Annotated in this window: 13 protein-coding genes and 1 pseudogene; 3 read left to right on the top strand and 11 right to left on the bottom strand. The window is 58.8% G+C overall.

The annotated features are described in order from the left end of the window. Nucleotides 1-17 precede the first annotated feature (17 nt). Nucleotides 18-1,328, bottom strand: coding sequence for an RICIN domain-containing protein (locus AB0B85_RS11415; protein WP_357406097.1), 1,311 nt, complete (start codon nucleotides 1,326-1,328; stop codon nucleotides 18-20). Nucleotides 1,329-1,486: 158 nt separating this feature from the next. Here AB0B85_RS11415 and AB0B85_RS11410 point away from each other — a divergent pair, with 158 nt between their 5' ends. Next, on the top strand, nucleotides 1,487-2,674 hold the full coding sequence (locus AB0B85_RS11410) for a spore photoproduct lyase family protein (protein ID WP_357406095.1): 1,188 nt from the start codon (nucleotides 1,487-1,489) through the stop codon (nucleotides 2,672-2,674). An 11-nt stretch (nucleotides 2,675-2,685) separates the two neighbouring features. Here AB0B85_RS11410 and AB0B85_RS11405 read toward each other — a convergent pair whose 3' ends face one another. Beyond that, nucleotides 2,686-3,324: a M15 family metallopeptidase gene (locus tag AB0B85_RS11405; protein WP_357406093.1), complete on the bottom strand. Its 639-nt coding sequence runs from the start codon at nucleotides 3,322-3,324 to the stop codon at nucleotides 2,686-2,688. 104 nt (nucleotides 3,325-3,428) lie between these two features. Between AB0B85_RS11405 and AB0B85_RS11400 the strand changes: the two genes are divergently transcribed. Continuing rightward, nucleotides 3,429-4,142, top strand: coding sequence for a DUF2637 domain-containing protein (locus tag AB0B85_RS11400; protein WP_357406091.1), 714 nt, complete (start codon nucleotides 3,429-3,431; stop codon nucleotides 4,140-4,142). Nucleotides 4,143-4,356: 214 nt separating this feature from the next. After that, nucleotides 4,357-4,500: a hypothetical protein gene (locus tag AB0B85_RS11395; RefSeq protein ID WP_357406089.1), complete on the top strand. Its 144-nt coding sequence runs from the start codon at nucleotides 4,357-4,359 to the stop codon at nucleotides 4,498-4,500. A 508-nt stretch (nucleotides 4,501-5,008) separates the two neighbouring features. On the opposite strand, the gene AB0B85_RS11390 is transcribed toward AB0B85_RS11395, so the two are convergent. The 9 genes and pseudogenes from AB0B85_RS11390 to AB0B85_RS11350 all read right to left on the bottom strand — a co-directional run. Continuing rightward, the gene (locus AB0B85_RS11390) at nucleotides 5,009-5,164 is read right to left on the bottom strand and encodes a hypothetical protein (RefSeq protein WP_357406087.1); all 156 of its coding nucleotides are present in this window, start codon (nucleotides 5,162-5,164) and stop codon (nucleotides 5,009-5,011) included. Nucleotides 5,165-6,204: 1,040 nt separating this feature from the next. Further along, nucleotides 6,205-7,014 (bottom strand): hypothetical protein, encoded by an 810-nt coding sequence (locus AB0B85_RS11385; RefSeq protein WP_357406085.1) that lies wholly within the window; start codon nucleotides 7,012-7,014, stop codon nucleotides 6,205-6,207. Beyond that, nucleotides 7,011-8,105 (bottom strand): hypothetical protein, encoded by a 1,095-nt coding sequence (locus AB0B85_RS11380; protein WP_357406083.1) that lies wholly within the window; start codon nucleotides 8,103-8,105, stop codon nucleotides 7,011-7,013. The genes AB0B85_RS11385 and AB0B85_RS11380 overlap by 4 nt, the downstream gene beginning before the upstream one ends. Nucleotides 8,106-8,137: 32 nt before the next feature. Then, nucleotides 8,138-9,178, bottom strand: a complete 1,041-nt coding sequence (locus AB0B85_RS11375; RefSeq protein WP_357406081.1) for a hypothetical protein — start codon at nucleotides 9,176-9,178, stop codon at nucleotides 8,138-8,140. Nucleotides 9,179-10,050: 872 nt separating this feature from the next. Then, nucleotides 10,051-11,976 (bottom strand): phage tail tape measure protein, encoded by a 1,926-nt coding sequence (locus AB0B85_RS11370; protein ID WP_357406079.1) that lies wholly within the window; start codon nucleotides 11,974-11,976, stop codon nucleotides 10,051-10,053. Nucleotides 11,977-12,119: 143 nt separating this feature from the next. Next, nucleotides 12,120-12,521: a hypothetical protein gene (locus AB0B85_RS11365; protein WP_357406077.1), complete on the bottom strand. Its 402-nt coding sequence runs from the start codon at nucleotides 12,519-12,521 to the stop codon at nucleotides 12,120-12,122. Further along, on the bottom strand, nucleotides 12,518-13,009 hold the full coding sequence (locus AB0B85_RS11360) for a hypothetical protein (RefSeq protein ID WP_357406075.1): 492 nt from the start codon (nucleotides 13,007-13,009) through the stop codon (nucleotides 12,518-12,520). Before AB0B85_RS11360 ends, AB0B85_RS11365 begins: the two co-directional genes overlap by 4 nt. Before the next feature lie 5 nt (nucleotides 13,010-13,014). After that, nucleotides 13,015-13,431: a phage tail tube protein gene (locus AB0B85_RS11355; RefSeq protein ID WP_357406073.1), complete on the bottom strand. Its 417-nt coding sequence runs from the start codon at nucleotides 13,429-13,431 to the stop codon at nucleotides 13,015-13,017. Nucleotides 13,432-14,454: 1,023 nt separating this feature from the next. After that, nucleotides 14,455-14,564, bottom strand: a pseudogene (locus tag AB0B85_RS11350) (IS982 family transposase); the annotation flags it as partial.

Raw genomic sequence — 14,564 nt, 5'->3', positions numbered from 1 at the left:
CACCGGGCCGGGCGCTACTACGCCTGTGGCACCAGCCGGAACGACTGCGCCGCGGTGCCGTTGCAGGCGTACTGGATGAGTTGGACGCTGTCGGCAGTGGACGCTCCGGGCACGTCGAGGCACTTGCCGCTGGCCCGGTTGACCAGGCGGTAGTAGCCGCCGCCCTCCGGTTCGGCACGCCACTGCTGGTTGGTGCCGCCGCTGTAGGACCAGAGCTGGATCGGCGCCGAGTCGGCCGTCGACCGGTCGGTCACGTCGAGCACCTGGGCGCTGTTGTTGCGGTTGTTGACCCGCAGGTAGCCGCCGCTTGTCGGTACGAACTGGTACTGCTGTGCCGCACTGCTGTTGCAGGTGTACTGCTGGATGGCGGTGCCGTTCGCGCTGGCCGCGGCGCGGGCGTCCACGCACTTGCCGTTGCCCCGGTTGACAACCGTGTGCCAGGCGGTCGGCGAGATCGTGCCGTCGGACGGCGGGGGCGTGGTCGGAGGGACGGTGCCGGTGCCGGCCAACCAGTGCAGTCCATCGATCAGCAGCTGGTTCTGCTGCGGGCTGTCGAACGTCGACGACAGCCCGGTGTTGGTGCTGTAGTTCATCGCGTTGTGGCCGAAGTTGGCGTAGAGCATCTTGTACTGCCTGTTGCTCCAGACCAGCGGGTAGTAGCCGCCGTACCAGGACTGGTTGGGGTCGGTGCCGACCGGGAAGCTTGACGCGTCGACCGAGGCGAGGATGTCGATGTTCGGGTTCTGCCGCAGGTCGTTGCTCCAGGAGTACCACTCGCTTATCGACGAGGGGAACGTCGCGGGCAGGTTGCGGGTGGCCGGGTGGGTGCGGTTGTCGGCGCGCATGGTGAGCCGGGTCGGCCCCCAGGTGTTCGTCTGGAACGAGCCGGTGCCGAGGAAGGTGTTGTAGTACCAACTCCAGCTGGACGGGTTGTCGGTCCAGGCACTGACGTGGAAGCCCAGCCACGCCCCGCCGTTCTGCATGTACTGCTGGAACGCGGCGCGCTGCGCGGTGGGCGGCGCGTCGTCCAGGAACATGACGACCTTGTACTGGGCCAGGTTCGCGGTGTTCAGCAGACCCCAGTTGTTGGTGGCCTCCCAGGAGAAGCCGTACTGGTTGGCGGCCTGCGGGAACCAGGCCCGGGCGTCCTTGACGAAGTCGATGTGCGCGGCGTCCCAGGTGCCGTTGTAGAAGGCCAGCACCTTGAACGTCGGCGCGGCCTGCGCGGAGCGCGAGGCGGTGACGGCGACGCCGACGGTCAGCGCCACGACGAGGGCGACGAACAACGACAGGATCCGTCTGGTACGGGTGGAGAGTTCTGCGATCACCTGATCGTCCCTTCGCTGGGGGACGCGCGCCGCCGCGTCGAGGTACATCTGTTCACATTGTTTACAGATAGACGAAAGGTTATTCCTCTGACCTGATCACGTCAATCACGGATCGACCTTTCGGGTGGGATTCCTGCGGTAGGGGGTACCCCGGCCCGGTGACCAGTCCGGACGCCGTCGACGTCGACAAGCCCCTCGCCATCGACGTGCCCGCCGCGCCGCACGACGCCAGCGGCGAGCGGGTGCCGACCCGCGACCTGGCCGGCCTCGCGCCGCCGGCCCGGCCCGCCCGCCGCTGGACCCCGGACCGGGTGGTGGCCACCCCGGCCGCGCTGGAGCACCCGCACGGACAACGGATCGTCGAACGGGTGCGGGCGCTGGGCATCGAGGTGGAACACCTGCGATCCAACCGGCTCACCGGGGTACGCGGGCAGACCGACCGGGAGACGTACGCGCGGGCCAAGGCGACAATGGCGATCGTGGTGAGCCCACCCTCGCGGCGCACCCTGCAACCGATCGCACCCAGCGCCGACTGGCGCGTCGACCTGGCCGAGGGCTGCCCCGCGCACTGCCAGTACTGCTACCTCGCCGGCTCGCTGTCCGGCCCACCGGTGACCCGGGTGTACGCCGACCTCGACGACATCCTGGCCGGGCTGACCGGGTACGCCGGGCGCGGGACGGTGACCAGCCGCAACGCGCGACGCGCCGACGAGGGCACCACCTTCGAGGCGTCCTGCTACACCGATCCCCTCGCGTTGGAGCACCTCACCGGCAGTTGGCGGCGGGCGGTGCAACACTTCGCGGCCTGGGACGCGCCGGTGCAGTTGCGTTGGACCACCAAGTACGCCGACGTGGACAGCTTCGTCGGACTGCCGCACGCCGGCCGGACCCGGGTCCGGTTCAGCGTCAACTGCGCCCCGGTCAGCGAACGGTTCGAGGGCGGTACCGCCCGGGTGCCGGACCGGCTGGCCGCGCTGCGCCGGCTCGCGCTCGACGGCTACCCGGTGGGGCTGACCATCGCGCCGATCATCGCGCTGCCCGACTGGCGGGACCGCTACGGCGAGTTGCTCGACCAGGTCCGCGCGGCGGTCGACGGGGTGCCGGACCTGGACCTGACCGCCGAGCTGATCACCCACCGGTTCACGCCGGGCAGCAAGGAGGTGCTGCTGGGCTGGTACCCGCGCACCCGGCTGGAGATGGACGAGGAGGCCCGCAGCCGTAAACACGGCAGGTTCGGCGCGGTGAAGTACGTCTACCCGCGCGAGACCATGGCCGAGCTGCGCGAATGGTTCACCGCCGAACTGGCCGCCCGCGTACCGACCTGCCGGATCCTCTACTGGACCTGACCCGCCGAGGATCAGCCGACCGACGAGCGGGCGACCGGAGCGGCGAAGAACGTGTCGGGGTACGGCTCGTCGCGCAGGCTGTAGTGCCACCACTCCCGGTCGTAGTTGACGAAACCGGCGTCGGTCATCAGCCGCCGCAACAACCGCCGGTTGTCCCGCGCCGTCGCGCTGACGCGGGGGTCGGCGGTGTGCGCCCGGGAGTCGAAACAGTCGAAGCCCGTCCCCATGTCGATGCTGTTGTCGGGGAAGCGCTGCCCTCGGGGTGCGGTGCAGGCGACAAGTGGCTGTCCGGGCCGGTACGCGCGCTGGCTGGCGGCGGGATCGTCCACAAGCGTCAGGTCGATGGTGCTGCCGCGACTGTGCGCCGTGGGCGCCCCGATGTAGCCGTCGGCGAAGAGCCGGTCCTTGGCCAGGTCCGGGTAGAACTCCGCCTTTGTCTGCTGCTCGCCGGGACGCTTCGACCAGGCGACGAAGTCGTCCACGGCGGGCTGCGGGCGGTAGCAGTCGTACACCTTGAGGCTGTGGCCGCCGGCCAGCGCGGCGTCCTGCACCCGGCGCAGCGCTTCGGCGGCCTGCCGGGTGAGCAGGCACAGCGGCTCCGGGTAGCCGCTGATCGGGCGGCCCACGAAGTTGTGCGCCGTGGCGCACACTCGGGACTATCAAACGCCTCACAGGGCTGCTGAGCAGGCAAAACGAGTTTGATTCACCGGAGTGCCGATCTTCTAGACAAGATCAACTAGAGGAGAGCACCCCCATGAACGCGAGACGTGTCGCATCCATCATCTGCACTGTGGTTGTCAGCCTGGTTGCCCTTGTTGGCAGCTACAGCCACATGTACGAGCTAGCCCTGATGGCTGGTCAAGGCCCGTTCCTGTCAGCCCTTCTGCCTCTGTCGGTAGACGGCATGATCCTCGTCGCCAGCCTGGCTCTCGGTGACGGCAGGGAGAAGAAGGGATCGGCATGGCTGGCCTTCCTGGTTGGTGTGCTTGCCTCCCTGGCAGCCAACGTGATCGTTGCCGATCCAGACATCATCAGCAGGGTTGTATCGGCATGGCCGGCAGTCGCGTTGCTGCTGACCGTGGAAGTGCTTGTGCGTGCCGGAAAGAAGAAGGCTCTGCCGATCGGCAATCAGCAAACCACTCCCCTGCCGATTCCTACTCCCCTGCCGATTCCTACCCCTGCCGAATCGGCACAGGTTGACGTTTCCCCTGCTCCTGAGGCTTTGCCGATTGCCGATCCTGAGCCTGTTGCCGATGTGAAGCCTGCCGATTCGGCAAAGGTCAGCAAGCCTCGTCAGCGTCGGCACGTCGTTCCGGCACATCCGGAATCGGCACAGAAGAGCGATGCCGAAATCCTGGCTGCCTATGAGGCCATGCGTGCCGAAGGAATGAAGATCGGCGAGATTGCCGAAACTCTCGGCATCAATCCGAAGAGGCTCTTCAACGTCCGAAAGAGGGCAGGGGTATGAGACTGCGTGACTTTGTGCCGACTAGCCGTCAGTGGGCTTTCGGCTTCCTCACCGCTCTAGTCATCCTCTGCGCCTACGGGCCGATTACTCACTACCTGATTCCTTGAAAGGCAGTCACGGAATGAACCAGCCAGCCTGCATCACACACGGCCCGGTCAACGGCTTTGAGGCACGCAAGGTTTGGAACTTCACCGAGGTTGGCGCGGCAGAGGGCATGAACTCTGTGCTGCTCTCCTGCGGCTGCTTGCACGAGGGTGTGACCACCCAGACGGACTACCTGGCAGACGAGAAGATCACCACCCTGACCTACTACACGGGTGAGCCGATCATCACCTACTCAGAGATCTACGACGACTAACAGCACCAGGAGGAAGAGAGTCACCTTTCGGGGTGGCTCTTTTTCTTTGCCAACATAGCGAGTTTGATCCTGACTGGTTCCGATGTATTAAGTAAGGCCACGAGGAAGAGGAGAAACCCGATGAGCCAGCAAAAGCGTATTGAGACAGCCCTAGACATTGCTCTTAAGAGGCAGAAGGAGATTGAGGAGCTAACTGCTCGCCTACGTCAGGCACGGAAGGATTGGGAGTATGCCCATGTGTTTCCTGTGCCCTTCTGAGGCAACTGTCAGGATGGTGCATGTCTCTACTAGACAACGAGCATGGTTCTGCCTGAGGCACAACACAAAGCGGTGGGAGTTGTGGTTAGCCCTCTACGGGTGGATACCGGAGGAATGAAAAAAGGGAGGCTTCCTAAGAGGCCTCCCTTTTCCCTGTCCGGGGTGTTAAGCAGGAGCACCCTTGGTGTCCTCCCCGGAAATCTTAGGATTCCTCGTCGCTCTCATTGAGGTGAGGACGCTTCTCCGCAATCTACTTCTCAACATCAGCCTTGAGCCAGACGCTACCCATCTTGAGCGTGGCTGCTGGTGCTGGAAAGTCTCGCCTGTTTATCAAAATGTAGGTGCGCTGGCGAGACAAGCCAAGACGATCTTGTATCTCTGCTGCCCCGTACACCTCAAGCGCCATGAGCAGAGGCTATGGGTGGTTTGAGTAGGCATGTCGCGTCTATCAGGTGCCTACCCCTACAGGGGATGACGCGTAGGGTTGACCTCTTGTAACCCCCTGCAACCTTGGAGGCAGAGTGACCAAGCAGAGGCGCAACTACCGGACAGGCTTCCTGGCTCGTGTGCTCAACAGGCTCCGCAGAAGGCCTCAGGCAGCGCTAGACGTGACTGGCTCCGCAACCGCCTACCCGCACAGGACAGGCGCGTACCTGAGCCGTGAGAGCGCACCAGGGATGCCCAACGCCAGGCACCTGCACCAGGACGACACGCCAACCATGATCCTCGCCCGTCCGATGACACTCGGCGCTGAGTGGCGCAGCAGTCATGCCATGAAGAACCTGAATCAGAGGAGCTACCGATGAGCCAGGGAACGTCTGATGTGGCTGAGCTACCGATCATCTCGGTAGAGGCTGGCACCAAGCCTGAGCTGATCGTAATGAAGCGAGACGATGAGGTTGTGGGATGGGCTCTCGTCTTCCCTGACGGCTCAGCCTGGCTGCTGCGCTCTGGTGTCCGCAGCATGATTCACTCTGGCTCCCTGGCGACGCTGGTCAACTTCTGGGCATCCATCTTTGAGTGCGAGGTAGGGCTACCCGAGGAGCACTAGCCCAGAAACAGAAATAGCCCGGTACCTATCCACTACGGACGGGTACCGGGCTATCTGTTTGTCATGCGCCATGGCCGTTAATGTGATCATCGAGCCTCTGCCCTAAGAGATCAACCTTGTCTCGCAGCGTTGATCCGCCGTTAGGGTTTAGTTCCTTCTCAATCCTGGCTAGTCGCTCAGGCACACCAGGGATAGCAGCACGGCCAGGCCTAGCCGCTACTCCATACCAGTCCTCACGGAACTCATCGTTCTGCCTTGCTACCTTACGGATCGGCTTAGCGATGAGAGTAATTAGCGTGAGAAGAGTGAGAAGCGCACCACAGGCTGCCCCGATTAGTAAAAATAGTTCCATGCCCATAAGGCCTCCTAAATGCAGCCTTCTAGGCTTCCCCTAATTATGGTGAACGGTATCCGTAGCACGCATACACTTGGCCGATTGCGCGGCCTGTTCCTCCTGTGCGTCGCACCTGAAGATTGATGTCAGCTTCTTTGGAGAAACCAACAGTAGTGCCCCAACCAGGAACGTCATAAATGCCGTCAATCCAACCACTTGTAGAAGTGGCAATGACTGTTCCGTCAAGAGTGATTCGACCTTCGGCTGTAGTGCCTACCACATCACTACCCACATAAGCTCTGATCCTCAAGCGAGGATGAGTAAGGTATGTGCGGTTTTCATAGAGTGAGGTGAAGGTGCTAGACGTGACGCCAGGAACCTGCGGATACGTCTCAGCATTCAGGCTGATACCAAAATTAGCTGCCGGTAGGTATGGCCTAGCTAGACCCTGACCGGTACCAGCATCGTCAGAGAAAATGATGTTTCCGGAGTCATCCCTGACAGTCATGAACTGACTATTAGGATCTGTGCCTTCAAGGGTTAACGCGCGATTGCCGTTTGCCCGATTGAAGAACCAGCCGATTCCTGCCGGCACTCCGCTGTAGGAGATCGGACCCATGTAGACCTGAATAGCGTCATTGCTGTCTCTGAAACGGACAGAACCCTTTGCTTCGATGCTGCCGGTAACGGATAATCCTCCGGCGTCTTCAATCTTGACCTTTCCACCACCCTTGACGGTTAGACCACCACGACCAATAGTCGCTGCCTCAAGACGTCTTCCCGCTTGTAGCTCACGTACCTGACGTTCCAACTCAGCAAGCCGACGCGAAATCCAGTCACTACCGCCCGGGGTCTGATCAGACGCAATCATGAGATCACTTCCTCTCCTGAAGTCAGAAGGATGGGCGAGACAGTTCCGGCTTGCGGATCTAGTTCCCATCCGATAGCGCGAGCTACACCCTGAAGTCCGTCAGGATGCCTGTGGCCGATCAGCTCATAGCCGATGTCGTCACCGATATTCCAGTCAGTTCCTAATACCGGGTAGACGTCAGCCCTGGCAGTAATCGTCAGAGAGCGTGCTCCTCGTGACATGAGATTCAAGGCATGCGTTGCGTGAGCGTCTAGGACGCTCGTGTTGATGATCGATGATGAGGGGCTGTACCTGTGTTCCCAAAGAGGCCAACCAGCGCCTAGCAGCGTCTCATCTTGTGCTGGTGCGGACTGTGGCCGTGACTCGCCTTCACCTGAAGATGTGGCGACAACCGAGTTAGCACCCTTGCCTGATGTGTAGTCCTCAGTGAAGGTGTAGCGGGCACCAGAGACACCCTCTGACGAGAGAACGGCTGATGCTCCACCAGTAGAGAACACCGCATTAGGATTCGGTGAGGCAAAGCCGATCCGCTTACGGACTGTCGCAATCTTCAGAACCGTAGTCTGAGAGGCATCAGCCCAGTCAAGCGCAATGCTCCATTCCGGGCCGTTATCAACACCCATCAACTCTCGCAAGCGAGAATAGACAGTTGCGTCATCCTGATCTAGGTAGGTGCGATCACGCAGGGTGCCTGTTGCGGGAGCATCGACCATAAAGCCGATTCCCTCAATGTTGGCATCGTCAATGAGCTGCGCAGCGATCAGCGCCTCATCAACAGCAGTGAACTCATGGTCACGCACAAACCGACGATCAAAGTAGCCGTCTAGCGAGACACAACCAAGCTCAAGCATTGATTCAGTGCCAGCAGCCCGCACTAGCACAATGCCAGCCCATACCGGTAAACCGTTCAATACAGCCACGATCATGGTACGGCCGGGCTCAGTAGCGGACTCCCAATTCTTAGGTGCAGAGCCATGACCACCTAGCGGAATTGGCATCCTAAAAGACGCTGATGTGTAGGCACCCAGCAACCCGCCGATCGTGCCTGAGGCTTGAAGTTCGGGTAACTCTTCAATGATGCGACCTGTCACGAGGTCACATCCCAGCCACGTAATTAGGGTACTCATGGGAGCCTCTGCATCTGCATCCATGAAAGCGCCTGCACTGCTGTGACGCCCGCGTTAGATGCACTCTGTGCCCACTGAAGACGGATAGCGCCTGGTGTGGCTCCTACGCTAACAGTGCCTCTCAGGCTGATGTTTTCCGCCGGACCAGTCGTCTGAACTGTCAGCGTGTCAGTCTCACGTAGCTCTGTACGGCTTGTGTTTACGTCAAGCCAGGTGATAACCGTTCCACTCGGAACCGACCACTTAAGCTTGATGTCGGCATTCGGGTGAGACAGCACACGCAGGAATACGTCTAGTGACCACACCGTGTTTGGGTCAGCCACAGTAATAAACAGTTCAGTGTCATTGTGTAGCGTCGTATTGTTGCTGATAGCCTCGTCATTTGCCTTGCGCCTAACAAGCGGAGCGATAGGAATCCACTCAGAGCCAGTGTCACGCTCAAGCTGATTCGTATCGAGACGATGACGGTAGCGGCCGGCTACTGATGCACTGATGTCACCTGCTGCCGACACCGGCACGATTCCACCGTTGCTGGCAGTGAACTGACGCCGGTCGGTGACAACCGCTGAGCCACCACCCGACTGAGGCACGTCGATATCCGCTAACAGCATTGCTCCGGCTGGCACGGCTGGTGCGCTAGGTGTAGGGCTAGGCGTACCAACAATGTATTCGGAGCGAGCCAGACGCAGGCCTGACGAATCCTCATCGTGGTCGTAGACCCGAATGACAACTCTGTCCTTACGTGGGTTAGTAGCGTGCGCCGCAGACAGTGTGTGTGTCTCATCCGCAGGCAGAGCAACCCAGTAAGGTCCCTGAGCTGTTGACAGTGCGGGATCAATGAGGCAGATACCAGTCCTCACGGTGATGGTGCTACCCGACAACTCAGTCTTGAGCTGAGTGCCACCAGGACGAACACCAGCGCGACCACCTAGATTGCGTCCGTCGTACATCAGCGCCAGGGCCATAGCCTGCCGCATCTCATTTGCTGCATATGCAGGCGCACCACCTGATGCGTTAATCCATAGCGGATCAGCCATTGTATGTCTCCTTAATCAGTGCCATGCGTCACGCCACGACACCGTTAGGGATGCCGATGGGTTGTATAGGGATGAGTCGAAAGCAATCTCTGACGTGCCAGACGGCAGGACAGGCCAACCAGCGCCACTCGCTGTCATGGAGCCTCTGCGGCTAGCCGTGCCGTTGAGGTAGACCGTTTTGGTGCCAGTGTCGATATCCAGCCATTGCCCTGTTTCCAGGTTTAGCCAGAATTGAAGGGTTGCTGTCCCTAGGCTTGAAAGCAGCGAAACCCTAGGCTGCTGAACGGGACCGTTGATGCGCAGATTCAGCCCAACTGGCTTAGTGCCGGAATTGGTGATCGACTCACGTCCGGTTGCGACTGTCGCACCGATAGTGAGTGGCGCAGTCAGAGGTAGTGTCAGACCACCTGAGGACGTTGGTAGGCCTAGCGTGGCGCTGTGCTCAGTGCCGCTGTAAGTCGTGGGATCTAGCGCCACGAAAGCACACTGCGTAATTGCATATCCCAGATCAACAGTCTCAACGTTAGGGTCAACCATGCGTGGTCTGCCACGCATCATGTATTCAATACCGCCTTCGACCCACCGGATTTCAATATCGCTGTGAGTTGGAGCAAACGCAGCGGCTAACGCCTGGTCTGCTTTAGTCCAACTAGCATGGTTTGGCTCACTGCCGTGAACTGACACAGGAATAGGGATGGTCCGCTCAGTTGCCCATTCGGCACCAGACCACGAACCATCACCCCACGAGCGAGAACCACCCTGATCAGCCCTGACGTTACGAGTCTTGGGGTTAAACGCCACCAAGATCCTGTACGGTGTGCCAGGTCCCATAACGAGCGACCCGACCTGTACCTGTCCTTCTAGTAATGCCATTAGTGGACTCCTCGCATTGCAAGGTCAGACATCACCTGCGAGAAGCTGAACCTGTCTGAATAGGACTTGACCTCAATGTTGTAAGTATTTCCGCCGCTCTTGCTCTCAGGCTCTTTTGCCCGACCAGCTGTAGTAGTGAGCGGAGTAACCTGAGCGCCACGATTCAGGCTTAGCAACTCAGGCCCGTTCTCACCAACAATCGCCAAACCAGAAGCGGTGATCGTTCCACCCTTAGCCAGGAACGGAATGTCAGGAGTACCCATGCTCGCGTGTGGAATGTTCATTCCCATGAACGAGCCACCACCAATGGTGAATGAAAGGTTGTTCCACTTACTGATGATCCAGTTGACGCCATTTCTAAAGGCATTCTTCAGACCGTCGAACATGCCTGAGGCGGCGCTACTGATTCGACCAGGTAAACCCTTGATCATATTGACGAAGGAACCGATTTTGTCGGTGATCCAATTAAGTGTCGATGAGGCAACCTCACGCACCTTGCCCCAAGTAGAAGAGAAGGTTGATGACCAAGACAGCAAAGCTGAAGCTAGGAATCCAATAGCGTTGTTCCACGCAGAAACAATCCAGTTGAATACCGCTGATGCCGCAGCCTTGATCGCTCCCCAAGCGGTATTCCAGATCGTCTGGAACCATGTCGTCTTGGTAGCAATAAGCACAATCGCAGCAACTAGCGCAACGATCGCCAACACAATCCATGTGACAGGAGATGACCAAAGCGCCAGGTTAAGAACAACCTGCACGGCTGACCAAATCCGCATAGCTACAACGATTGTGTAGATAGCACCAGCAAGAGCAGCGATACCGGCAGTCAGTGGAACAACCCAGTCGGAATTCTTAGACAGCCATCCAAACGTGCTTTCGATCGTCGGAATGGCTTGTGCCAGTGTCGTTACTAGAGCTTGCTGTGCTTGACGCTTAAAGCTCTCAAGCTTCGCGCCAGCGCTTTGCTCAAGTGTCTTTCCTGCCTTGTCCGCAGCACCAGCCACGTTGCCTAGCTGTCCTACAGCCTTGCTCGTGTCCATGGACAGCAAAGCCTTCTGCATGTCCTCAGACTTGGTACCGAACAGGCCTACCGCAATCTGCGCTCTCTCAGCCGGATCTTTGATTCCCCGTAGCTTGTCCAGAACAGATCCCAAAGCAGCAGTTGCCTTAGGTCCACCAGCAGCAACAGCAGATGTCATCTTCTCAGCGTCCAAGCCCAAAGCCTTGAAGGCTGCGGCACTTGTCTTAGAGCCATCCTGAGCACGGATAGCGAATTCCTTCAGAGCATCAGCAGCTACGTCAGAGTTGCGGGCACCACCAGCGATAGCCTGTGACAGCAGACCCATAGAGGTAGTGGCGTTTAGACCAAGCTGACGGAAGACAACCGGATACTCAGTGAAGGTGTCTAGAAGATCCTGCTGCTTGTTGACACCTAGTTGTGTTCCCCGGGTCAGGACATCAAAGGCTTCCTCAGCCGACTTAGCCATACCAGTCTTAAGCATGGTCGACACAGCAGCAGATACCTTGTCCGACTCCTCAGTCATTACAGACCCAAGAGTCATGACCTTTGCTGAGACAGCCTCAATAGCTGCGTTGCTCGCATCGGATGGAACTAGAGCGTTCTGAATAACTCCCTTGATGGCGTTGGTGGAATCCTGGATTGACTCACCCAGACCCTTGGCATACAGGGAACCTGACACCTGGCCTAGCTTCGTAGCAACCGCAGGAGTAGCGCCTACCTGTGCTGCAAGCAGCGCATCAGACTTACTCTTTTCCAAAGTGCCAGCCAAGCCAGTAGCCAGACCAGCAGCCAACACAGCGCCAATAGCGGCACCAGCAACAGCCGCCTTACCTCGGATGTTGTCGAATACCTTTGATGCCTTATCCTTGGCGAGGACGTTAAACACTACGCTTGTGTCAGCCATCGGAACTCACCTCGCCTCGTCCATGTCTTTCTTCATCTTTTTGAATGCTTCGATTGCCTGATAGAAGTAATCAGCGGGCAGTGCATAGATTTGCTCAATGTTGAGGTGAAGAACCTCAGCGAAGTTGAACCAGTACCGGTCAACTAGTTCTTCGAACTCGCTTTTCCCAAGCCTTCCGGAGCGTCAGCAATCTGAACGTCAAGTGCGGCTAGGGTTGACTCACGCTCATCGGCGTTAAGGCCTGATGCCTGCGCAACCTGTGCGCGCATTCCTTCAAGTTCTGCCTTTGTGAACTCAAGCTCTAATTCCTCGTCAAAGAAGTCAGGCATGTCCTCAAAGCGCAGCGTGTGGTGCTCCCTACGCAGGCAATGAAAGAGCATGACTCTGCGGGCACGCATGTCACCCTTGAGGACACCAACCTTGAATTCATCCCAAGTGCCGCCATAGCGCTTCTGTAGAATCTCTGCCTCAGAAGACTTGATACGGCCAGGGCTGAATTCCCACTGCTGAGCCTGATCACCGTCAGGCGTGTAAGTAACAATCATCGTGCGTTCCTCGCAATTCTCTGCGCAGTCTTCTCCATGGCCGCTAGAACGGCATCCCGGTACTTCGCTGCGTTGTCTTTGATTGCCCTGTCGAAATAGCCGGGCTGGCCTTCCTGCTGCACCCAGACGTCACGTCCGAATACCTTGTGTCGCCAGCCGCCTTGCCTGTTGAGACGCTTAGGTGCGTGTGTGAATCCACGAACGCCAGGTGTGCGCTTGATACGCAAACGGGCACCTGTCGCCTTGCCAGATAGGCGAGCCTCAGCCTTCAAGCCCTTCAGGACTTGTGTACGCAGTCCGGCACCCTCTACGGGCATTCCACCGGTCTGCATAGACATCAGCGCTGAGCGGACTTCTGACTTGGCTGGCTCAAGCGCCTGGCGCATCTCTCTAGCCAGATCTCGGCGCAACATCTTGCCGTCTACCTCTGACTTGAGTGCTTTACCAATAGCCTGTAGCGCCTGCTGATCTACGCTCATCTCAATCATGGCTATCAGGCCGTTGCGCGAGTGACAGCACCAGAAGTAGGGAAGGAAACCTTGACCTCAGCCACGTCACCGACACCACCGCCAATAGGCGTCCATTCCTTGACCAGGACGTTGCCTGTGTACTTAGGGTTTGACGTACCGACAACGGCATTCGATACCCGGACTTCAAAAGTCACGGCAGATCCGCCGATAAAGTTTGCCCACATAATCGAGTCAAGTGCGGAAGCTGCAACGTCCTGCTTGAACTCAATAGCCAGAGTGCCGGACCTCAGACCAGGAATGTTCTCCTTCCAACCACCTGAGGTGAAAGTAGTGACATCCTTTTCGTCGGCCTCAACACTCAGCTCAATGCTGTTGGTGTAGCTGCTTAGATCAGTGCCGCCTAGCGCCAGGTATGCAGCCGTAATTACTTGCTTTGCCATTGGAAGCTCCAAAAGGTAATAAGAAACCCAGCACCCGTCTTGGATGCTGGGTTGTGATTGCTTGGGATTTAGGCGACGCCTACCGACACCATGAACAGGAAGCTCGGAGACGTGCCAGAAATGGTGTAGCTGACCCTGTAATAGGTGTCAGCGTTTGTCGTTGCAGATCGGAGGATCTGACTTCCAACGGCTGTAGCCGAAGCAAATGACAGGCGCGTAGTCGGAGAGGCAAAGCCTGCGGCATCGTCTGACTCCACAGTCACAGTCAGGCTTGGTGTAGCTGTGCCAGCGATAGAGAGCACGTGCAGGGCTGCATAGAGCTGCTTGCCAGCAGGCACCGGTACGGCCTGTACGCCTGGTGCGCTTCCTGTAGCCGTCCGAGCTGTGCCAGGCCCGTGCACGGAGACTCCCCGTACTAGCGGCCAGGTGCCTGACGCGTCTGCCTTCCATGGGGCTACGTCACCAGGCTTGCCGCCTAGCTCGTAGGACGTCCGTAGGGCATTGGTGAAGTACGCCAGGCCGCCAGGGCTAGCCGCAGTAGGGCAGATGGTCCATGCGCCGATGGCACCCAGGCCAGACCAAGACTCGTTGTCCACTCTGGACGGATCGCCTGCCTCCCACTGACCCTCACCAGAGATCTTGGTAGAGGCCAAGCCTCCTATGACTTCTTTCCAGCCAGCCTGACCCTCAGCAGGGTTGAAGGCAGTGACGTCCTTTTCCTCACGCTCACTCGATAGCTCGATCTTGTTTGAATAACCCGTCAAGTCAGCAGCACCAGCGAAAATACGCGTGTTGTGCAATACGAACTTCGCCATTGCTAGTCACCTACGTTCTTTCCTAGGACTTCTACGACGATCTCAGCGCCGAAATACTTCTCCGTGCCAAGCTCATAGATCCTGTAGCCTTGAATACTTTTGATAGAGAAGTCATCAGCAGCGCCATTCAGCGCGTACTCCCCCGGCTCGCCTCTAGCCGCATTAAGAGCAGCCCGGACAGACCTAGACGAGTAAGTCCTAACCCTGGTTAGTGGTCATAGGCGATCAGGGATCGGGTGATGGGTTGGCCGGTGTTGCGGTTGTGCCAGATGGCGGCGGTCAGGGCCAGGATGCGTTGGGCGATGCGGGCGCTGACGC

This window comes from Micromonospora sp. NPDC049044, from assembly GCF_040649215.1.
Classification (GTDB): Bacteria; Actinomycetota; Actinomycetes; order Mycobacteriales; family Micromonosporaceae; genus Micromonospora.
This window is presented reverse-complemented; position numbering and strand designations above follow the sequence as displayed.